Origin of the sequence: Spirosoma oryzae (genome assembly GCF_003002825.1) — a bacterium.
Classification (GTDB): Bacteria; Bacteroidota; Bacteroidia; order Cytophagales; family Spirosomataceae; genus Spirosoma; species Spirosoma oryzae.
Window position 1 is genome coordinate 33,067 of the sequence record NZ_PVTE01000019.1, and the last position, 14,154, is coordinate 47,220.

The 14,154-nt window shown below is 55.0% G+C and carries 16 protein-coding genes; 7 read left to right on the forward strand and 9 right to left on the reverse strand.

What is annotated here, in order from left to right; all coding sequences use genetic code 11:
* Positions 1-67 precede the first annotated feature (67 nt).
* On the reverse strand, positions 68-529 hold the full coding sequence (locus CLV58_RS19815; RefSeq protein WP_106139571.1) for an Lrp/AsnC family transcriptional regulator: 462 nt from the start codon (positions 527-529) through the stop codon (positions 68-70).
* A 178-nt stretch (positions 530-707) separates the two neighbouring features.
* Here CLV58_RS19815 and ald point away from each other — a divergent pair, with 178 nt between their 5' ends.
* Positions 708-1,841: an alanine dehydrogenase gene (gene ald / locus CLV58_RS19820; protein WP_106139572.1), complete on the forward strand. Its 1,134-nt coding sequence runs from the start codon at positions 708-710 to the stop codon at positions 1,839-1,841.
* A gap of 165 nt (positions 1,842-2,006) precedes the next feature.
* On the opposite strand, the gene CLV58_RS19825 is transcribed toward ald, so the two are convergent.
* The 5 genes from CLV58_RS19825 to CLV58_RS19845 all read right to left on the reverse strand — a co-directional run bounded on the left by CLV58_RS19825 (position 2,007) and on the right by CLV58_RS19845 (position 6,028).
* Positions 2,007-2,300: a hypothetical protein gene (locus tag CLV58_RS19825; RefSeq protein WP_106139573.1), complete on the reverse strand. Its 294-nt coding sequence runs from the start codon at positions 2,298-2,300 to the stop codon at positions 2,007-2,009.
* Positions 2,301-2,480: 180 nt separating this feature from the next.
* Positions 2,481-3,320: a DUF3298 and DUF4163 domain-containing protein gene (locus CLV58_RS19830; protein WP_245882391.1), complete on the reverse strand. Its 840-nt coding sequence runs from the start codon at positions 3,318-3,320 to the stop codon at positions 2,481-2,483.
* Between the two features lie 51 nt (positions 3,321-3,371).
* Positions 3,372-4,109, reverse strand: coding sequence for a LytR/AlgR family response regulator transcription factor (locus CLV58_RS19835; protein WP_106139574.1), 738 nt, complete (start codon positions 4,107-4,109; stop codon positions 3,372-3,374).
* A gap of 86 nt (positions 4,110-4,195) precedes the next feature.
* Positions 4,196-5,260 carry a sensor histidine kinase gene (locus tag CLV58_RS19840; protein ID WP_106139633.1) on the reverse strand — a complete coding sequence of 355 codons (1,065 nt, stop codon included), beginning with the start codon at positions 5,258-5,260 and terminating at the stop codon, positions 4,196-4,198.
* Between the two features lie 132 nt (positions 5,261-5,392).
* Positions 5,393-6,028, reverse strand: a complete 636-nt coding sequence (locus CLV58_RS19845) for a histidine phosphatase family protein (protein WP_106139575.1) — start codon at positions 6,026-6,028, stop codon at positions 5,393-5,395.
* A 58-nt stretch (positions 6,029-6,086) separates the two neighbouring features.
* Here CLV58_RS19845 and CLV58_RS19850 point away from each other — a divergent pair, with 58 nt between their 5' ends.
* From CLV58_RS19850 to CLV58_RS19865, 4 genes are all read left to right on the forward strand, one after another.
* Positions 6,087-6,503 carry a hotdog fold thioesterase gene (locus CLV58_RS19850; RefSeq protein ID WP_106139576.1) on the forward strand — a complete coding sequence of 139 codons (417 nt, stop codon included), beginning with the start codon at positions 6,087-6,089 and terminating at the stop codon, positions 6,501-6,503.
* Positions 6,504-6,534: 31 nt separating this feature from the next.
* Positions 6,535-6,858 (forward strand): nucleotidyltransferase domain-containing protein, encoded by a 324-nt coding sequence (locus CLV58_RS19855; protein WP_106139577.1) that lies wholly within the window; start codon positions 6,535-6,537, stop codon positions 6,856-6,858.
* Position 6,859: 1 nt separating this feature from the next.
* Entirely contained in the window at positions 6,860-7,054 is a 195-nt protein-coding gene (locus CLV58_RS28460) for a HEPN domain-containing protein (protein ID WP_170108748.1), read from the forward strand.
* A gap of 261 nt (positions 7,055-7,315) precedes the next feature.
* A complete protein-coding gene (locus tag CLV58_RS19865; RefSeq protein ID WP_106139579.1) occupies positions 7,316-8,554 on the forward strand; it encodes a chorismate-binding protein in 1,239 nt (412 codons plus the stop codon).
* A 61-nt stretch (positions 8,555-8,615) separates the two neighbouring features.
* On the opposite strand, the gene CLV58_RS19870 is transcribed toward CLV58_RS19865, so the two are convergent.
* The 3 genes from CLV58_RS19870 to CLV58_RS19880 form a co-directional block, all read right to left on the reverse strand.
* Positions 8,616-9,149, reverse strand: a complete 534-nt coding sequence (locus CLV58_RS19870) for a DinB family protein (protein ID WP_106139580.1) — start codon at positions 9,147-9,149, stop codon at positions 8,616-8,618.
* Between the two features lie 133 nt (positions 9,150-9,282).
* Entirely contained in the window at positions 9,283-9,462 is a 180-nt protein-coding gene (locus CLV58_RS19875) for a hypothetical protein (RefSeq protein ID WP_106139581.1), read from the reverse strand.
* 65 nt (positions 9,463-9,527) lie between these two features.
* Entirely contained in the window at positions 9,528-9,788 is a 261-nt protein-coding gene (locus CLV58_RS19880) for an adhesin (RefSeq protein ID WP_106139582.1), read from the reverse strand.
* A gap of 170 nt (positions 9,789-9,958) precedes the next feature.
* Here CLV58_RS19880 and CLV58_RS19885 point away from each other — a divergent pair, with 170 nt between their 5' ends.
* Positions 9,959-11,002: a glycoside hydrolase family 130 protein gene (locus tag CLV58_RS19885; RefSeq protein WP_106139583.1), complete on the forward strand. Its 1,044-nt coding sequence runs from the start codon at positions 9,959-9,961 to the stop codon at positions 11,000-11,002.
* A gap of 153 nt (positions 11,003-11,155) precedes the next feature.
* Positions 11,156-14,128 carry a S9 family peptidase gene (locus tag CLV58_RS19890; protein ID WP_106139584.1) on the forward strand — a complete coding sequence of 991 codons (2,973 nt, stop codon included), beginning with the start codon at positions 11,156-11,158 and terminating at the stop codon, positions 14,126-14,128.
* Positions 14,129-14,154: the final 26 nt, after the last annotated feature.

The following is a 14,154-nucleotide window of genomic DNA, read 5'->3' on the forward strand; positions in this document are numbered from 1 at the left end:
GGCAGCGTCCAACAAAGTATCCGCGTTACACAATTGGCTCGTCGGCCTCCAGACCAAGCGGTCTGGGCTACATATTAACCGGAACGACAGTCGAGTTTTTGATTTCGGCGATGACGAAAAAACTACTGATGTGGAGTGTACCGGGAATAACCGACAACTGCTCCTGGTAGAAATCGTTATAGTCGTCCATGTTACGAGCTACCATCTTGATCAAGTAATCGAACGTGCCCGATACGCGATTACACTCCAGCACGTTCGGCAACATATGAACAGCCGCTTCGTAGGTTTCGAAACTGTCGCGGGTTTGTTTGTCGAGCGTTACCTGACAATAGGCCAGCAACGAACTGTCGATTTTCTTCCGGTTCAGAATCGTTACATACCGGTCGATAACACCGTCGCGTTCAAGGCGTCGGATGCGTTCGTGCACGGGCGTTTTCGACAGATTTATCTGCTGACCAATCTCCTGAATGGTTAGGCGGGCGTTCTGCTGAAGCAGGTCCAGAATTTGCCGATCAATGCGGTCAATCATACGTTGCGGGATATTTTACGGTGATCGCTCTATTATTAGCCAGCAATTGGGAATAATTCCTCTTAAACAGGCAACAATAAGACGTATTTCCCAAAAATAAGGCAGTAGCTAGAAAATAAATACAGTCAACCTACTTTTGTACTGTTAGAAGTCACCAACCCCCAATCGGCCCACCATCATGGTTATCGGCGTTCCCAAGGAGATAAAAAATAACGAAAACCGCGTGGCGTTAACGCCTGCTGGCGTCACTGAACTACGTAAGCACGGTCATACCGTCTATGTACAGGTGAATGCCGGTGTGAGCAGCGGTTTTGAGGATGCGGAATACATCGCAGCCGGTGCGCAGATGTTACCAACCATCGAGGAGGTCTACGGAATCGCCGAGATGATCATGAAGGTGAAGGAGCCGATTGCGCAGGAATACGATCTCATCAAGGAAAACCAGTTGCTGTTTACCTATTTCCACTTTGCGTCGTCGGAAGAACTGACGCGGGCAATGCTGGCAAAAGGAGCGGTTTGTCTGGCCTACGAAACCGTTGAGCGGCCCGACCGCAGCCTGCCGCTGCTCGTGCCGATGTCGGAAGTAGCCGGCCGGATGGCGGTGCAGGAAGGCGCTAAATACCTGGAGAAACCGCTGAAAGGCCGGGGTATCCTGCTGGGTGGCGTGCCGGGCGTAAAACCAGGCAACGTACTTATACTCGGCGGTGGTATCGTAGGTACACAGGCCGCTAAGATGGCCGCTGGTCTGGGCGCGCACGTGACGATCATGGACGTAAGCCTGGCGCGGCTGCGCTACCTGTCGGACATCATGCCGCCAAACGTGCAGACAATGATGTCGAACGAGTACAACATCCGGGAAATGATCAAGGTGAGTGACCTGATTATCGGGGCAGTACTGATTCCGGGTGCGAAAGCCCCTCACCTCATCACCCGCGACATGCTGAAACTGATGCGGGCGGGTACGGTACTGGTTGACGTAGCTGTCGATCAGGGCGGCTGTATCGAAACCTGTCACCCAACGACGCACGAAGATCCGACATTCATCATCGACGATGTCGTCCACTACTGTGTCGCCAACATGCCGGGTGCGGTACCCTATACGAGCACGGTGGCGCTGACCAACGCGACGCTTCCCTACGCGCTGCAACTGGCCAACAAAGGCTGGCAGCAGGCCTGCCGCGACAATATGGACCTGCGCCTGGGTCTGAACGTGGTCGAAGGCAAAGTGCTGTACCAGGGCGTAGCCGAAGCGTTTGGCCTGCCCCTCACCGACGTAAATTCCGTGCTGACCCGCGAAGCGGAGTTAGCCTGATTATAGCATTACTTTTTCATCGACAGACGATGGCCACTCTCAACCGGGAGTGGCCTTTTTTTTGACTTGAGAAGCAAGAGGTAAGACACAAGGAGAAAGACGGTTTGCACCAGCATCTTTACTTCTGTGTCTTACCTCTTGCTTCTCTTATCTGTTTTCTTTCTTCTACCCCTTCAACCACTGCTTCGCCAACGCAAGCCATTCGTCGTCGAGCGAACCGGTAAATACGGGGGTTTTGGCCCGGCGGTACCAATAGCCAGCATTCCAGTCGTCGCCCTCTTTGCGGTGCAGGTAAGCGTGCAACCGGTCGTGATTAGCCTCCCCTTCCCGCGCTTGGGCAATGTTATGGGCTTCTTCCCACTGTTCGTTGGCGTCGTGCCAGAGTGCCCGAAGCAGGGGCGACACGTTGGCGGGGGGCTGTGCCTGTAACAGCGATGTGCGAAATTCGTCAATGGTCATGGATGGCCTGATTTACATAGGGTTCATAAGCCGGCTTGCGTATACGTTGTACTTGCTTACCTGTATCCGTCGGTATGGTTGTTTCATCACCACCGGTAGATGCCTGGTTCAGAATCTTGCAACTAGTACTATCGACGTTGATCGATTCACTTATTGACACTCAGGTCCACTCACCCGATCTTATCGCCAGCCCGTGCGGAGAATGCCGTTTAGCTGCTCGTAGGGAACTGTTATTTCGATAGGGCCCAGTGCATAGGCTGCTATCTCATATGGGTTGTAGTAGAACGTCAGTCCTTTCCGGTCGATGCCGACATTGGCAGGCAGGAAAAATTTACCGTCGCGCAGGAAGTAGCCGCGTTCTTCGAGATTGTGTTGGGGAAGCAGGCCCTGCTCTTTGCGGAAGGCCCGCTCCACGATTTTCAGTAACGCGGTCGTATCCGACACCATATCGTTCAGGGTCAGCGTATTACCGGTCCGTCGGTCGAAGTTCATGAACGTGGTGTTGGAATTCGGGTGCGCCCCGCCCGTGTAGGCGTAGTTGTCCAGTTGCACCGTCATCACCTTCGGGCTGGTATACAGCGTATCGAGCTTGGTTTCAAGATCCCAGCAGCCGCCCATACCGTCCAGTTCAGAAACGACCTGTTTGTAATCAGCCAGAAACAGCTGTCCTGCTTTTGCCAGATTCGTACGGGCGTCGGGGTTACCCGCCAGCGCGGCACTGTCGAGCCAGCTTGTCACGCTGCCCGCACTGAGCCGCTGTAAACTATCGTTGATGCGCCGACCCGCGTCCGACTCGTCGACCAGCTGAAAATACGACACCGACACGTCAATCCCCTTGTTGGTGGTTGTATCACAAGGGTACGGACTGTCGAGCGTATACTGCTCGCGTTTGAGTTGAGGTGGTCCCGAGGGTGTATTCGTGCAGGCAACTAAAAAGAGGAAACAGCCTGGTAGCAGGCGGAAGAGCGTAATCATACTGACGGTAAGAAGCGATCCGAACTCGTGCTGTCGGTACCGCATAGCGAGCTGAGGGACCGATCGATTCGCCAGACTGTACGCTGACCGCCCTCTTTACAAACTTAATAAATCTTTGAACCGAATCGCCTGCCGTCGGCTAATTTCGATCTTATCTCCTCCGCGTAGGGTTACCAGCAAACCACCGCTAAACCAGGGTTCGATCTTCTCGATCCATTGCAGATTAATGATATGTTTCCGGTTGGCCCGGAAGAACGTAACCGGGTCGAGCCGATCTTCCAGGGCGTTCAGCGATTTCAGTACCAGCGGTTTCTGATCGTCGAAATAGAGCCGGACATAGTTACCCATCGACTCGAACAGCCGCACTTTCCCCAGCTTCACAAACCAGCATTTTTCGCCGTCTTTTACGAACACCTGATCGTTTTCACCGAGCAGTTTATGCCCACTCGACTGACCCGCCGATGTGCTTGGCTCGGTTGCGTGCTGCTCTTCTTCAACCCGGTGAATCGCTTCCGACAGCCGCGCCAGCTCGACGGGCTTGAGCAGGTAATCGAGCGCATTGAACTCAAAAGCTTTGATCGCGTATTCGTCGTAAGCCGTCGTAAAAATGACTTCCGGCGCTTTTCCCTCGATAGACTGTAACAACTCGAACCCGTTTTTGCCGGGCATCTGTATATCCAGAAAGAGCAGTTCAGGCTCCAGTTCGTCAATCATCGGCAGGGCTTCGTCGGCATTGGCCGCTTCACCAACAATCTGAATTTTAGGGAAATTTTCCAGCAATCGACGCAGTTCGTTACGCGCCAGCCGTTCATCATCAACGATAAGTGTTTTCATAAGGATTGGTTTGAGGTTTCTGTTTCCGGTTTACAGTATACGGTTTAAAGGAAGTCGGCTTCTGTAAACTGTGCACCGAAAACCGGTCACCGGAGTGCGGCCTCCCGCCGGCGGAAGATGGTATCGGATTGAATGGGAATGATAATATCGGCCCGGACAGTCGTGTCGTCCTCCTGCCCGATGGTAAACGTCGCTTCGGGACCGTAGAGCAGGTCGAGTCGCTGTGCTGTATTTGCCAGACCGAAGCCGCCCGACGCTTCCTTATCGCCCAGCACGCCGGTGTTTCGAATCGAGAGGTGAAGTTTCTCGTCATCGAGCCGCGACGTTACGTCGACGAAGCCCCCGCTGACGCCCTTCGACACGCCATGCTTGATTGCATTCTCGACCAGTGTCTGTAACATCATCGGCGGTACCTGCCAGAACAGCGTACGCGGGTCCAGCTCGATATGCGACTGCAACCGCTCTTCGTACCGCACCTTTTCCAATGACAGGTAATCTTCGACGGTCTTGATTTCTTCACGCAGCTCAACGGTTTTACGCCGGTCGGCCAGCAGCGAATTACGCAGTAGATTCGACAACTGCGTAATGCTTTGCTGCGCTTTGGTGGGATTTTCGTAGACCAGCGCCCGGATGCTGTTGAGCGCGTTGAACATAAAATGCGGGTTCAGCTGCGAGCGTAAGACTTTTGCTTCGGTATCCCGAATGCTCGTTTTCAGCAGAATCTGTTCGATTTCAGCGTCGCGCGTCCGTTCCACATAATGGTAGACGGTATAGCTCAGGACCCACGCCAGCATGGTTTTCCCCCAGGTCATGATGTAGCCCATCACAATCCAGGGTTCATCGGCGAAATAGGTGGGAACGATAATCCGGTCGATGGGCAGGTTGACGGCGGTCATGATGAGCGCCAGTACAAACACGGACAGCAACACGCGGGGTGCCAGTTGCAGAAACGGCAACCGAACCCAGTTGAGCCGCCGGATCATCAGCCGGTACAGGTGCGTAAGGGAGATACCCAGTCCGATATTGGCAATGGCCAGGTACAGGGCATTTGGGTCGAAACCATCCTGGAACAGATAGGCCAGATACTCCACCAGAATCAGGAGTGTCCACCCAAAAATCTGACAAGTCCAGTATATTTTTCGCTTCGACATACCCATTTCTACACGCTCCTGTTTTCCAGTCTAAAGGCGAATGTACAACGATCGAACCGTACACCCGGCATTTTTACAGTAATGGAAATATAGGGGGAGGAAAGGGTAAATACGTCAAAGGGAGGAAACCGATCAGACCAGGGCCAGCGACAGCAGATGCGCGGTATCGTTGGCCAGTTCGACGGTAAACGTTTTTGTCTCGTAGTTATACTGAAGCAGGTACAGGCACAGGTTGCTGTGTTCAAACTGATCCATATCCGACAGCGGACGGCCTGTCAGCCAGCAAAGCAGTATCCGAATGGCCCGGCCGTGCATGGCAATCAGAATGGGATTTTCGTCAGGGTGCGACAGAATAACGTCCATTGCTTCGCGTTGCCGGACAACAACCTGCTCCGGGCTTTCTCCGCCCTCGGTCGTGCGGGCCGTGTTACCCGACGACCAGGCATCGGTCAGGCTCCGGTAGTACTCGTCGTCGGTATTTCCCGGCGCGCGGCCTTCCATGATGCCCCAGCTGATCTCATTCAGCCCCGTCAGTTTTTCGTAGGGAATGCCCAGGTTGATAAACGGCTCGGCGGTCTGGTAGGTCCGTTTCAGGCCCGACACGTATATCTTCTCGAAGGGTACGTGCTGGTAGGCCTGAAAAAAAGCCTGTGCCTGCGCCCGGCCCATGTCGTTGAGGTCGGAGTCGACGCCACTGCCCTGTACCACGCCCCGGCGGTTGAAATCGGTTTCGCCGTGGCGAATCAGGTAGATCGTTTTTTGCTGCAAGCCTGTAGATTTGTCAATCCTGGAATCAGGAGACGAAATTACGCAAAAACCCGCCTTTATGAAAACAGGCTTTGACTTAAGTCGCCTTCAGTTTGCCGACATCGACACAATTACCAAGCACCTGGGCATTGAATTTACCGAAGCTGGTGAGGGCTATCTGACGGCCCGCATGCCCGTCGATGGGCGTACGCATCAGCCGTTCGGCATCCTGCACGGCGGGGCTTCCGTGGTGCTGGCGGAGTCGCTAGGCAGTGTGGCGTCATGGATGCTGCTCGACGATCCGGCCAGGCAGCGGGCCGTCGGACTCGAAGTCAATGCCAACCACCTGCGGGCTGTCCGGTCGGGATGGGTGTATGGCCGCTGCACGCCGATTCACACCGGTCGCACCACACACGTCTGGGATATACGCATCACCGACGAACAAGGTAAACTGGTCTGCATCAGCCGCCTGACGGTGGCGATTATCAGTGCGTAAATGTCGTATGTTTGTCTGAACTAGTTTGGCTATGAATGTACTTGCGTCAACAGTTGGTCATGAATTGAAGCTGGCTCTTCGGCAATTGTATGGCCCCCGATTCAGCGACCTGATCCTGTTCGGCTCTTACGCCCGGAATACATTCCACGACGAATCTGACGTCGATTTTGCTGTGGTGCTACAGGATGACGCGTTCTCTGCGTCGGCGGAGATTCTACGTATCACACCATTCAGTACTGAAATCGGAATCCGGCACCACGTTGCGGTATCGATATTACCCGTTTCGTCGAACAAACTCCAGCAATCAGCCTTCCCGGTTTATCAAGCAATACGCACAGAAGGTATCCGTATCTGATATGAGCCCCGTCCACGAATCACAACTCGCCCTGGAAGAAGCAGCAGATTCGCTTTCAGACGCCGATTTTAACTTTGCTGATGGCCGTGTTACAGCCGCAGTCAACCGCGCCTACTATGGTATGTATTATTGTTTATGCGCGCTATTCTTTTCTGAAAACACGCACACTAAAACTCATAAAGGAGCGCAGCAATGATTCTACGATCTGTTTAATCGTCACGGCCAAGTGGGTTAGCGACGCCTATAACTTACGCCAACTGGGCGACTACGATTTTGAGTCAACCATTTCAGATGATACAGCGATACAACTCCTCCAACACGCTCACCAGTTCTATGAGTTAGCAGAACAGTACTTAACAAACGGTAAAGGACAGTCATAAGAAATGACTTGTTTCCGCACAAAAATGCGATACATGCTGTTACACTATCGGCCGTCTACTAATGGCGGCTGTTTAGCATGCACGTAGACGTAACCACCGATACAACCGTAACGAGTCGGCCCACCGCCGTTGATCTTTGGGAAACTGCCCGCAGTCTGGGTATGCCCGCTGCGCTCTGGCGGTTACCGAATCAGCGTGAAAAACATAGCATCGTTTCGTTCGAAGAGACCCTACCCCGCGTTGTTGTCGACCTGGATGAGCTGCCCGCCGGTTTTGTCGTCAGTCGGTTCGACAGTCAGGATGAAGGGCCAGACAAGCCCGCCCGCTCACTGTTTATACGAGCCGACGTGCAGGCAATTTTTCCCGATGACGGACCGGCGCGGGTAAACTATACGACGCAGCCATCGCACGCCTTTCAGCAATCATTAGCTCACCCACCCCTCCGCCCTACCCCCGCTCCGTCGCGCGTGACGGTTCGCCCCGACACCCAGCACGCTGCGTATGTCGACGGTGTTACGCAGGCAATCGACGCCATGCAGCAGGGTAGTTTACGGAAGGTAGTGCTGTCGCGCACGAAGCAGGTCGATTTCGCCGACGTCCCGGACGCCGTTGCTTTGTTTGATCGTTTGTGCGTTAAATACCCGACTGCGTTTGTCTCGGCCGTGTCGATTCCTGAACTTGGTCAGATCTGGTTGAGCGCAACACCCGAACGGCTCATCAGCCAGCGGGCCGATGGTATTTTCGAGACGATGGCGCTGGCCGGAACACAGTCAGCTACCTTTCCTGATGGTACGCCCAAGCGTCCGGCTGAAGCCATGTGGTCGCAGAAAGAGATTGAAGAACAGGCGATGGTGTGTCGATACATTATCGAATGCTTCAAGAAAATCCGGCTACGCGAATACCTTGAAGTAGGGCCAAAAACGATCATTGCCGGTAACCTGATGCACCTCAGCACCTGCTTTACCATCGATACGCAGGCCGTGCATTACCCGCAGTTGAGCACGGTCATGCTGCGGCTGCTACACCCGACGTCAGCCGTTTGCGGCACCCCCCGCGATAAAGCGATGGATTTTATTCAGCAGCACGAACCGCACGACCGCGAACTGTATGCGGGCTTCATTGGCCCTGTCAACTGTCCGATGAGTGAGGACGGTCCTGCCAGCCATTTATTTGTGCACCTGCGCTGTATGAAACTGGAGGGGAAACTGGCAACGCTCTACGCGGGTGCTGGCTTGACTGAAGATTCGGTTCCCGAGCGCGAATGGCAGGAGACCGAAATGAAGTGTCAGACACTATTGTCAGTTCTGAACGAGTAACGATCAGCTACCATATCAAAGAAGGCGGCTACCGAATTAATTTGGTAGCCGCCTTCTTTGATTAGAACAACTTTTCCTGTGGTGGTTTGACGCCTGCCAACCGGAGGTAAACGGTTGTCTGTCCACGGTGGTGGGTCTGGTGTTCAAACACTTTGGCTAGGGCCATGCCCCGCGTCATGTCGAAGCGGCCGAACAGTTTTATGGGTTCTGCCAGTTGAGCCGGGGTCATCTTTTTGATGCCATCGATGACGAAATCGTAGCCTGCCAGCACAACCTTTGTTACGTTGGCCTTCGACTTATCGGTCGTCGATTTTTCCAGTTCACCCATACCATACGGACTTTTGACACCGGTAGCCGCAGCACCCATACCGTAGTTACCATCGGTCAGGTGGAGCATCTGATCGGCAAAGGAACGCATGTCGGGCGTCGGTTTCAGGCCATAGCCCGACTCCGGCATCGTATCCAGGTATTCTTTAGTGTACGCCCTGGCCCGCTCCCATTCCTTCACCAGTTCGTCAGTCGTCGTTTGGGCCTGCGCGGCTGAAACAAAGCTCAGTAGCAGGCACAGCATGGTCAGTACATTAATCACTTTCATACGTATGATGGTTGGTTTTGGGCGCAAGGTAGACACGCTTCGCCGAATCTGTCCATCGAATCAGTTGTACCTAAAAACAAAACCCCTCTCCTGGTCGGGAGAAGGGTCGGGGTTTCTTGCTTGTGACGGCTGATTAAGCACCTTCGGCCGGATCGTTTGGCGCACGGGAACCGCCGGGAGCGGTGCGATCGCCGTCCTGACTGGCAGCCGACGATTGTGTTTCAGAATCAGGTGCCGTGCCGTCCGGCCCATCGTTTGTCGATGCAGGGGCTACCTTTTCTACTTCCGTAGCGTCTTTTTCCTCGGGTGTCATAATGCTGTTGCGTTAATTAACCAATAAACACCGAAACCAGACAGATGTTCGGTTTCGACCGTACACTACAGGCTATCGTCGTCGTCCAGATCGTCGTCGATGTCATCATCCAGATCGTCCTCCAGATCGCTTTCATCGAATTCTTCGTCTTCGATATCGGCCAGGTCATCTTCACCGTAACCGCTGGTAGCGCCTGAACCAAGTTCGTCGAACTCGGCACCTCCATCGAAATCGTCGTCATCATCGTCCTCGAAAGCGGCAGTCTCTGGATCGGGGTTCATCATCAGCACGTCTTCGTCCCGGTCAAACGCAGGCTGGTTTCTCATGGCTAAACAGATTCGTTATAATTGAAAGTACGCTGCAATTTACCCAGCAGCAATGGGGAAGTAAGGCAGACGGCCCGGCAGATTAAACTCCAAGTGGTGTTTTTGGTTTACAAATCAACGTTTCCGTTGACTGAGCGGCACTTTTCGCTGTTCTGAAGGCACTAACTACTATGCAAAACTATAAACTTCGCCGACTTTCCGACCAGCCAATCATAAAAACAAGCGATGTTCGTCCGGCCGTAGCAGGCTTCGAGGTCCTTGGCGCATTCAACCCGGCCACGTGCCTGGTTAATAATGAAGTAATTATGCTGCTGCGGGTCGCCGAAGCGCCCCTGGCAACGCAGGGCTACATTAACGTACCGCTGCTGGAAGAACACGACGGCGTGCCGACACTGACTGTAAAACACTTCCCCGAACCCGAACAGCCGTATGATCCGCGTGTCATTACGCTCGATGGGAAAGTGTACCTAACGTCGCTGAGCCACCTCCGCCTGGCTCGCAGCACCGATGGCATTCACTTCACGATCGACGATCAGCCATTTCTATTCCCGACCCGGATGGATGAGTCGTTCGGTATTGAAGATGCCCGGATTACACTGCTGGATGGTAAGTACTGGATAACCTACACGGCCGTATCGGAGCATGGACCCGGCGTTGGGCTGGCCGTCACGACCGACTTCAAGACCGTCGAACGAGTCGGCATGATTCTTCCCCCACCCAACAAAGACGTAGCCTTATTTCCGCAACGTATCAACGGGTTGTATTACCTGCTGCATCGACCGATGGTATCCGACATTGGTAAGCCCTCGGTATGGCTGGCGCAGTCGTCCGACGGTGTTCACTGGGGCAATCACCAGTTCCTGTTTGGCGGGCGTGGTCTGGTCGATGCCCGCTACGAATGGGAAGGTGGTAAGATTGGGGCCGGTTCCGAACCGCTATTGACCGACGAAGGCTGGCTCGTCTGTTACCATGGTGCCGACCCGACACACGCCTATTCATTAGCACTCGCCCTCCTCGATAAAGACGATCCATCGGTGGTACTCGATCGCTCACAACACCCGCTGCTATTTCCCGAGTTGCCCTGGGAGAAAGAAGGCTTTTTTCCCAACGTTGTCTTTGCCAACGGCTGGGTACGCTGGCCCGACGGTCGCATCTGGGTCTACTACGGAGCAGCCGACTCCGGCGTTGGTGTAGCCGAACTGGTACGAGGGTGAGCGATCGGCCACGCCGAATAAACCAGCTCGGATTCGCCCGCACGAACCATAGATTCGGGCGGTCATTCCGGCTATTCAGCAACAAATCGCCGGCAAAAAGCGGCTTTTTTCGTAGCTTCGGGTTGTTTCGTCCCATTAACCCGAATTCGCTTCATGCAACGACTTCTATTGGCCCTGCTGTTGGTTCCCCTTTTTGTCACAGCGCAGAAACGGCCACTCAACGCGTCTGACTACGATCGCTGGCAAAGCGTTCGGGCAGAGAAAATCTCGAACGACGGCCGCTGGATCGCCTACCAGATCGATGTCCAGGAAGGCGATGGTCGGCTGGAGGTAACACCGGCGGGGCAGGCTACCCCTAAGTATACCTTCGCACGGGGTTACATGGCGCAGTTTACACCCGACAATCAGTTTCTGGTGATGCGTCTAAAGGCACCGTATGCCGACACGCGCAAGGCGAAGCTGAAAAAGAAGAAAGCCGACGAACTACCCCGCGATAGTATGGTTGTCCTGAACCTGTCGACGGGTAAAACCACCAAACTACCCAACGTGAAGTCGTTTACGCTGGGCAAGGACGCCGGCAACTGGGTGGCGGTGTTGCAAGAGCGTAAAGACGAGAAGGCAGGACGCGAATCAGCATCGGCCCGGCCGACACCACGCCGGGACACGAAAGACACGCTGAATCCGCTGCCGCCCGTATCGACAACGGCGACGGCCCGAAAAAGCACGCGCAAACCTAAAGGCGACGATCTGGTCCTGCTCAATATGGCCGATGGCACTCGCCGAACCACCCGTTATGTGTCGGGCGTAGCCGTTGCCGACAATGGCCGGGTGATCTTCTACAGTAAAGATTCCGCCAGCGACTCGCTCAAAACCGGCGACGCACCCGTTCCCGGCGTCTTTATGTTCTCGCCCGCAACCGGGCAGACGACGCTGGTCGACACGAGTTCGACCCGTAAGATTTACAAAGGGCTGACGGTCGACAAGACGGGACAGCAACTGGCGTGGATGGCCTCGGCCGACAGTGCCGGTTCCGACGTGAAAGTGTTTACGCTGTACTACAAAAATCTTCAGCCGGCCACGCCTTCGAAAGGCAAGCGGGCGAAGATGACTCCGCTCGAAGCGCCCTTCCGCATACTGGCCGATACGACGACGAAAGCGTTGCCCAAAGGCTGGTCGGTAAACGAGTACCGCGAGCCGAAATTTTCCGACGACGGCAAACGGCTGTACTTCTCGACCTCGCCCATTGCGCCTAAGCCAACCAAGGATACGCTGACGCCCGACGATGAGAAGGTGAAGATGGACATCTGGAGCTGGACCGACACGCGGCTGCAACCCATGCAACAGAAGCGGCTCAAGGAAGAAAAAGAACGCGGCTTCCTGACGGTGTTCGACTTACCCACGGGCAAAACCATTCCGCTTGCCAGCCGCGAAGTACCTACGGTTTCGTTCGATCCCAAAGTCAACGCCCGCTACCTGCTGGGCCTGAGCGACCTGCCATACCAGGTACAGGCATCGTGGGACCCCGGCCATACGGATCTGTACCTGATCGACGCGCAGACGGGCGAGAAAAAGCGTATTGCCAATGACGCGATGGCATCGCAGCCCAAGCTGTCGCCGGGTGGCAAGTATGCCTACTGGTTCGACGAGCGCGACTCCCTCTGGCGCGCCTGGGACATTGCTGCCAACAAGCGCATCGACCTGACGAAAGGCCTACCCAACAAATTCTTCGACGAAGAGCACGACACACCGAATCTGCCCGGTGCGTATGGATCGGCGGGCTGGACTAAAGACGACAGGCATGTCTGGCTGTACGATCGTTATGACATCTGGCAGATCGATCCGGCGGGCCGGGAAAAGCCGCTGAACCTGACGGCGGGCTGGGGCCGCAAAAACCGTGTCCGGCTGCGCTACGCCGAACTCGACAACGACGACACACCGGGCCGGTTTGCGCCCGAAAAAGCCATTGACCCAAAAACCGAACTATTCCTGACCGGTATCTGGGAAAGCGATAAATCGACGGGAATTCTGAAAAGTAAAAACGGACTGACTGCCAGCGAGCCGACCACGCTGACCCATAGCAACCACCGGTACTTCGGACTTAACAAAGCGAAGAATGCCAGCACGATGACCTTCTATCGGGGCAACTTTCAGGAATCGACCAACCTGTTCCGCACCGACACCACATTGACTTCGCCCGTACAGCTGACCCGCACCAACCCGCAGCAGGACAGCATCCGCTGGGGCTCGGTCGAGCTGGTAAAGTGGATGGGTACGAACGGCGTACCGCTGGAAGGACTGCTCTTCAAACCGGAAGGGTTCGACCGCAACGGCGGCCCGGCCAAGAAAAAGTACCCCATGCTGACGTACTTCTACGAACGCAATGCCGAAACGCTGAACGACTACCGCGCGCCGTCGCCCAGTCGCTCGACCATCAACATACCGTACTGCGTGTCGAACGGCTACCTCGTCTTCGTGCCGGATATCGTCTACACCACCGGACAGCCGGGACCGAACGCCTACGATTGTATCGTACCGGGCGTGTTGAGCCTGATCGATCGGGGCTTTGTCGACCGCGACCGGCTGGGTGTTCAGGGGCAAAGCTGGGGTGGTTACCAGACGGCTTACCTCATCACCCGCACCAACCTGTTCCGCGCGGCTGAAGCTGGTGCACCCGTTGCCAACATGACCTCGGCTTACGGTGGTATCCGCTGGGAAACGGGAATCGTGCGGCAGTTTCAGTACGAAAAAACGCAGAGCCGAATCGGTGGTACACTCTGGGATCGGCCCATGAACTACATCGAAAACTCGCCGTTGTTCTACGCCAACCGGGTCGAAACGCCCCTGATGATGACGCACAATGACGCCGACGGGGCCGTTCCCTGGTACCAGGGAATCGAGTTTTACTCGGCCCTCCGCCGGTTGAATAAACCCGTCTGGATGCTGGTGTACAACGGTGAAGGCCACAACCTGACCCAGCGTCACAACGCCAAAGACCTGAGCGTTCGCCTGTACCAGTTCTTCGATTACTATCTGAAAGATGCGCCCATGCCGCTCTGGATGAAAGAAGGGCGCACGGCCGTAGAGAAGGATCGGGGCGAAATGAAATACGAACTCGACGGGAAGTAAATTAAACGGGGCAGGGAGTGATCGCT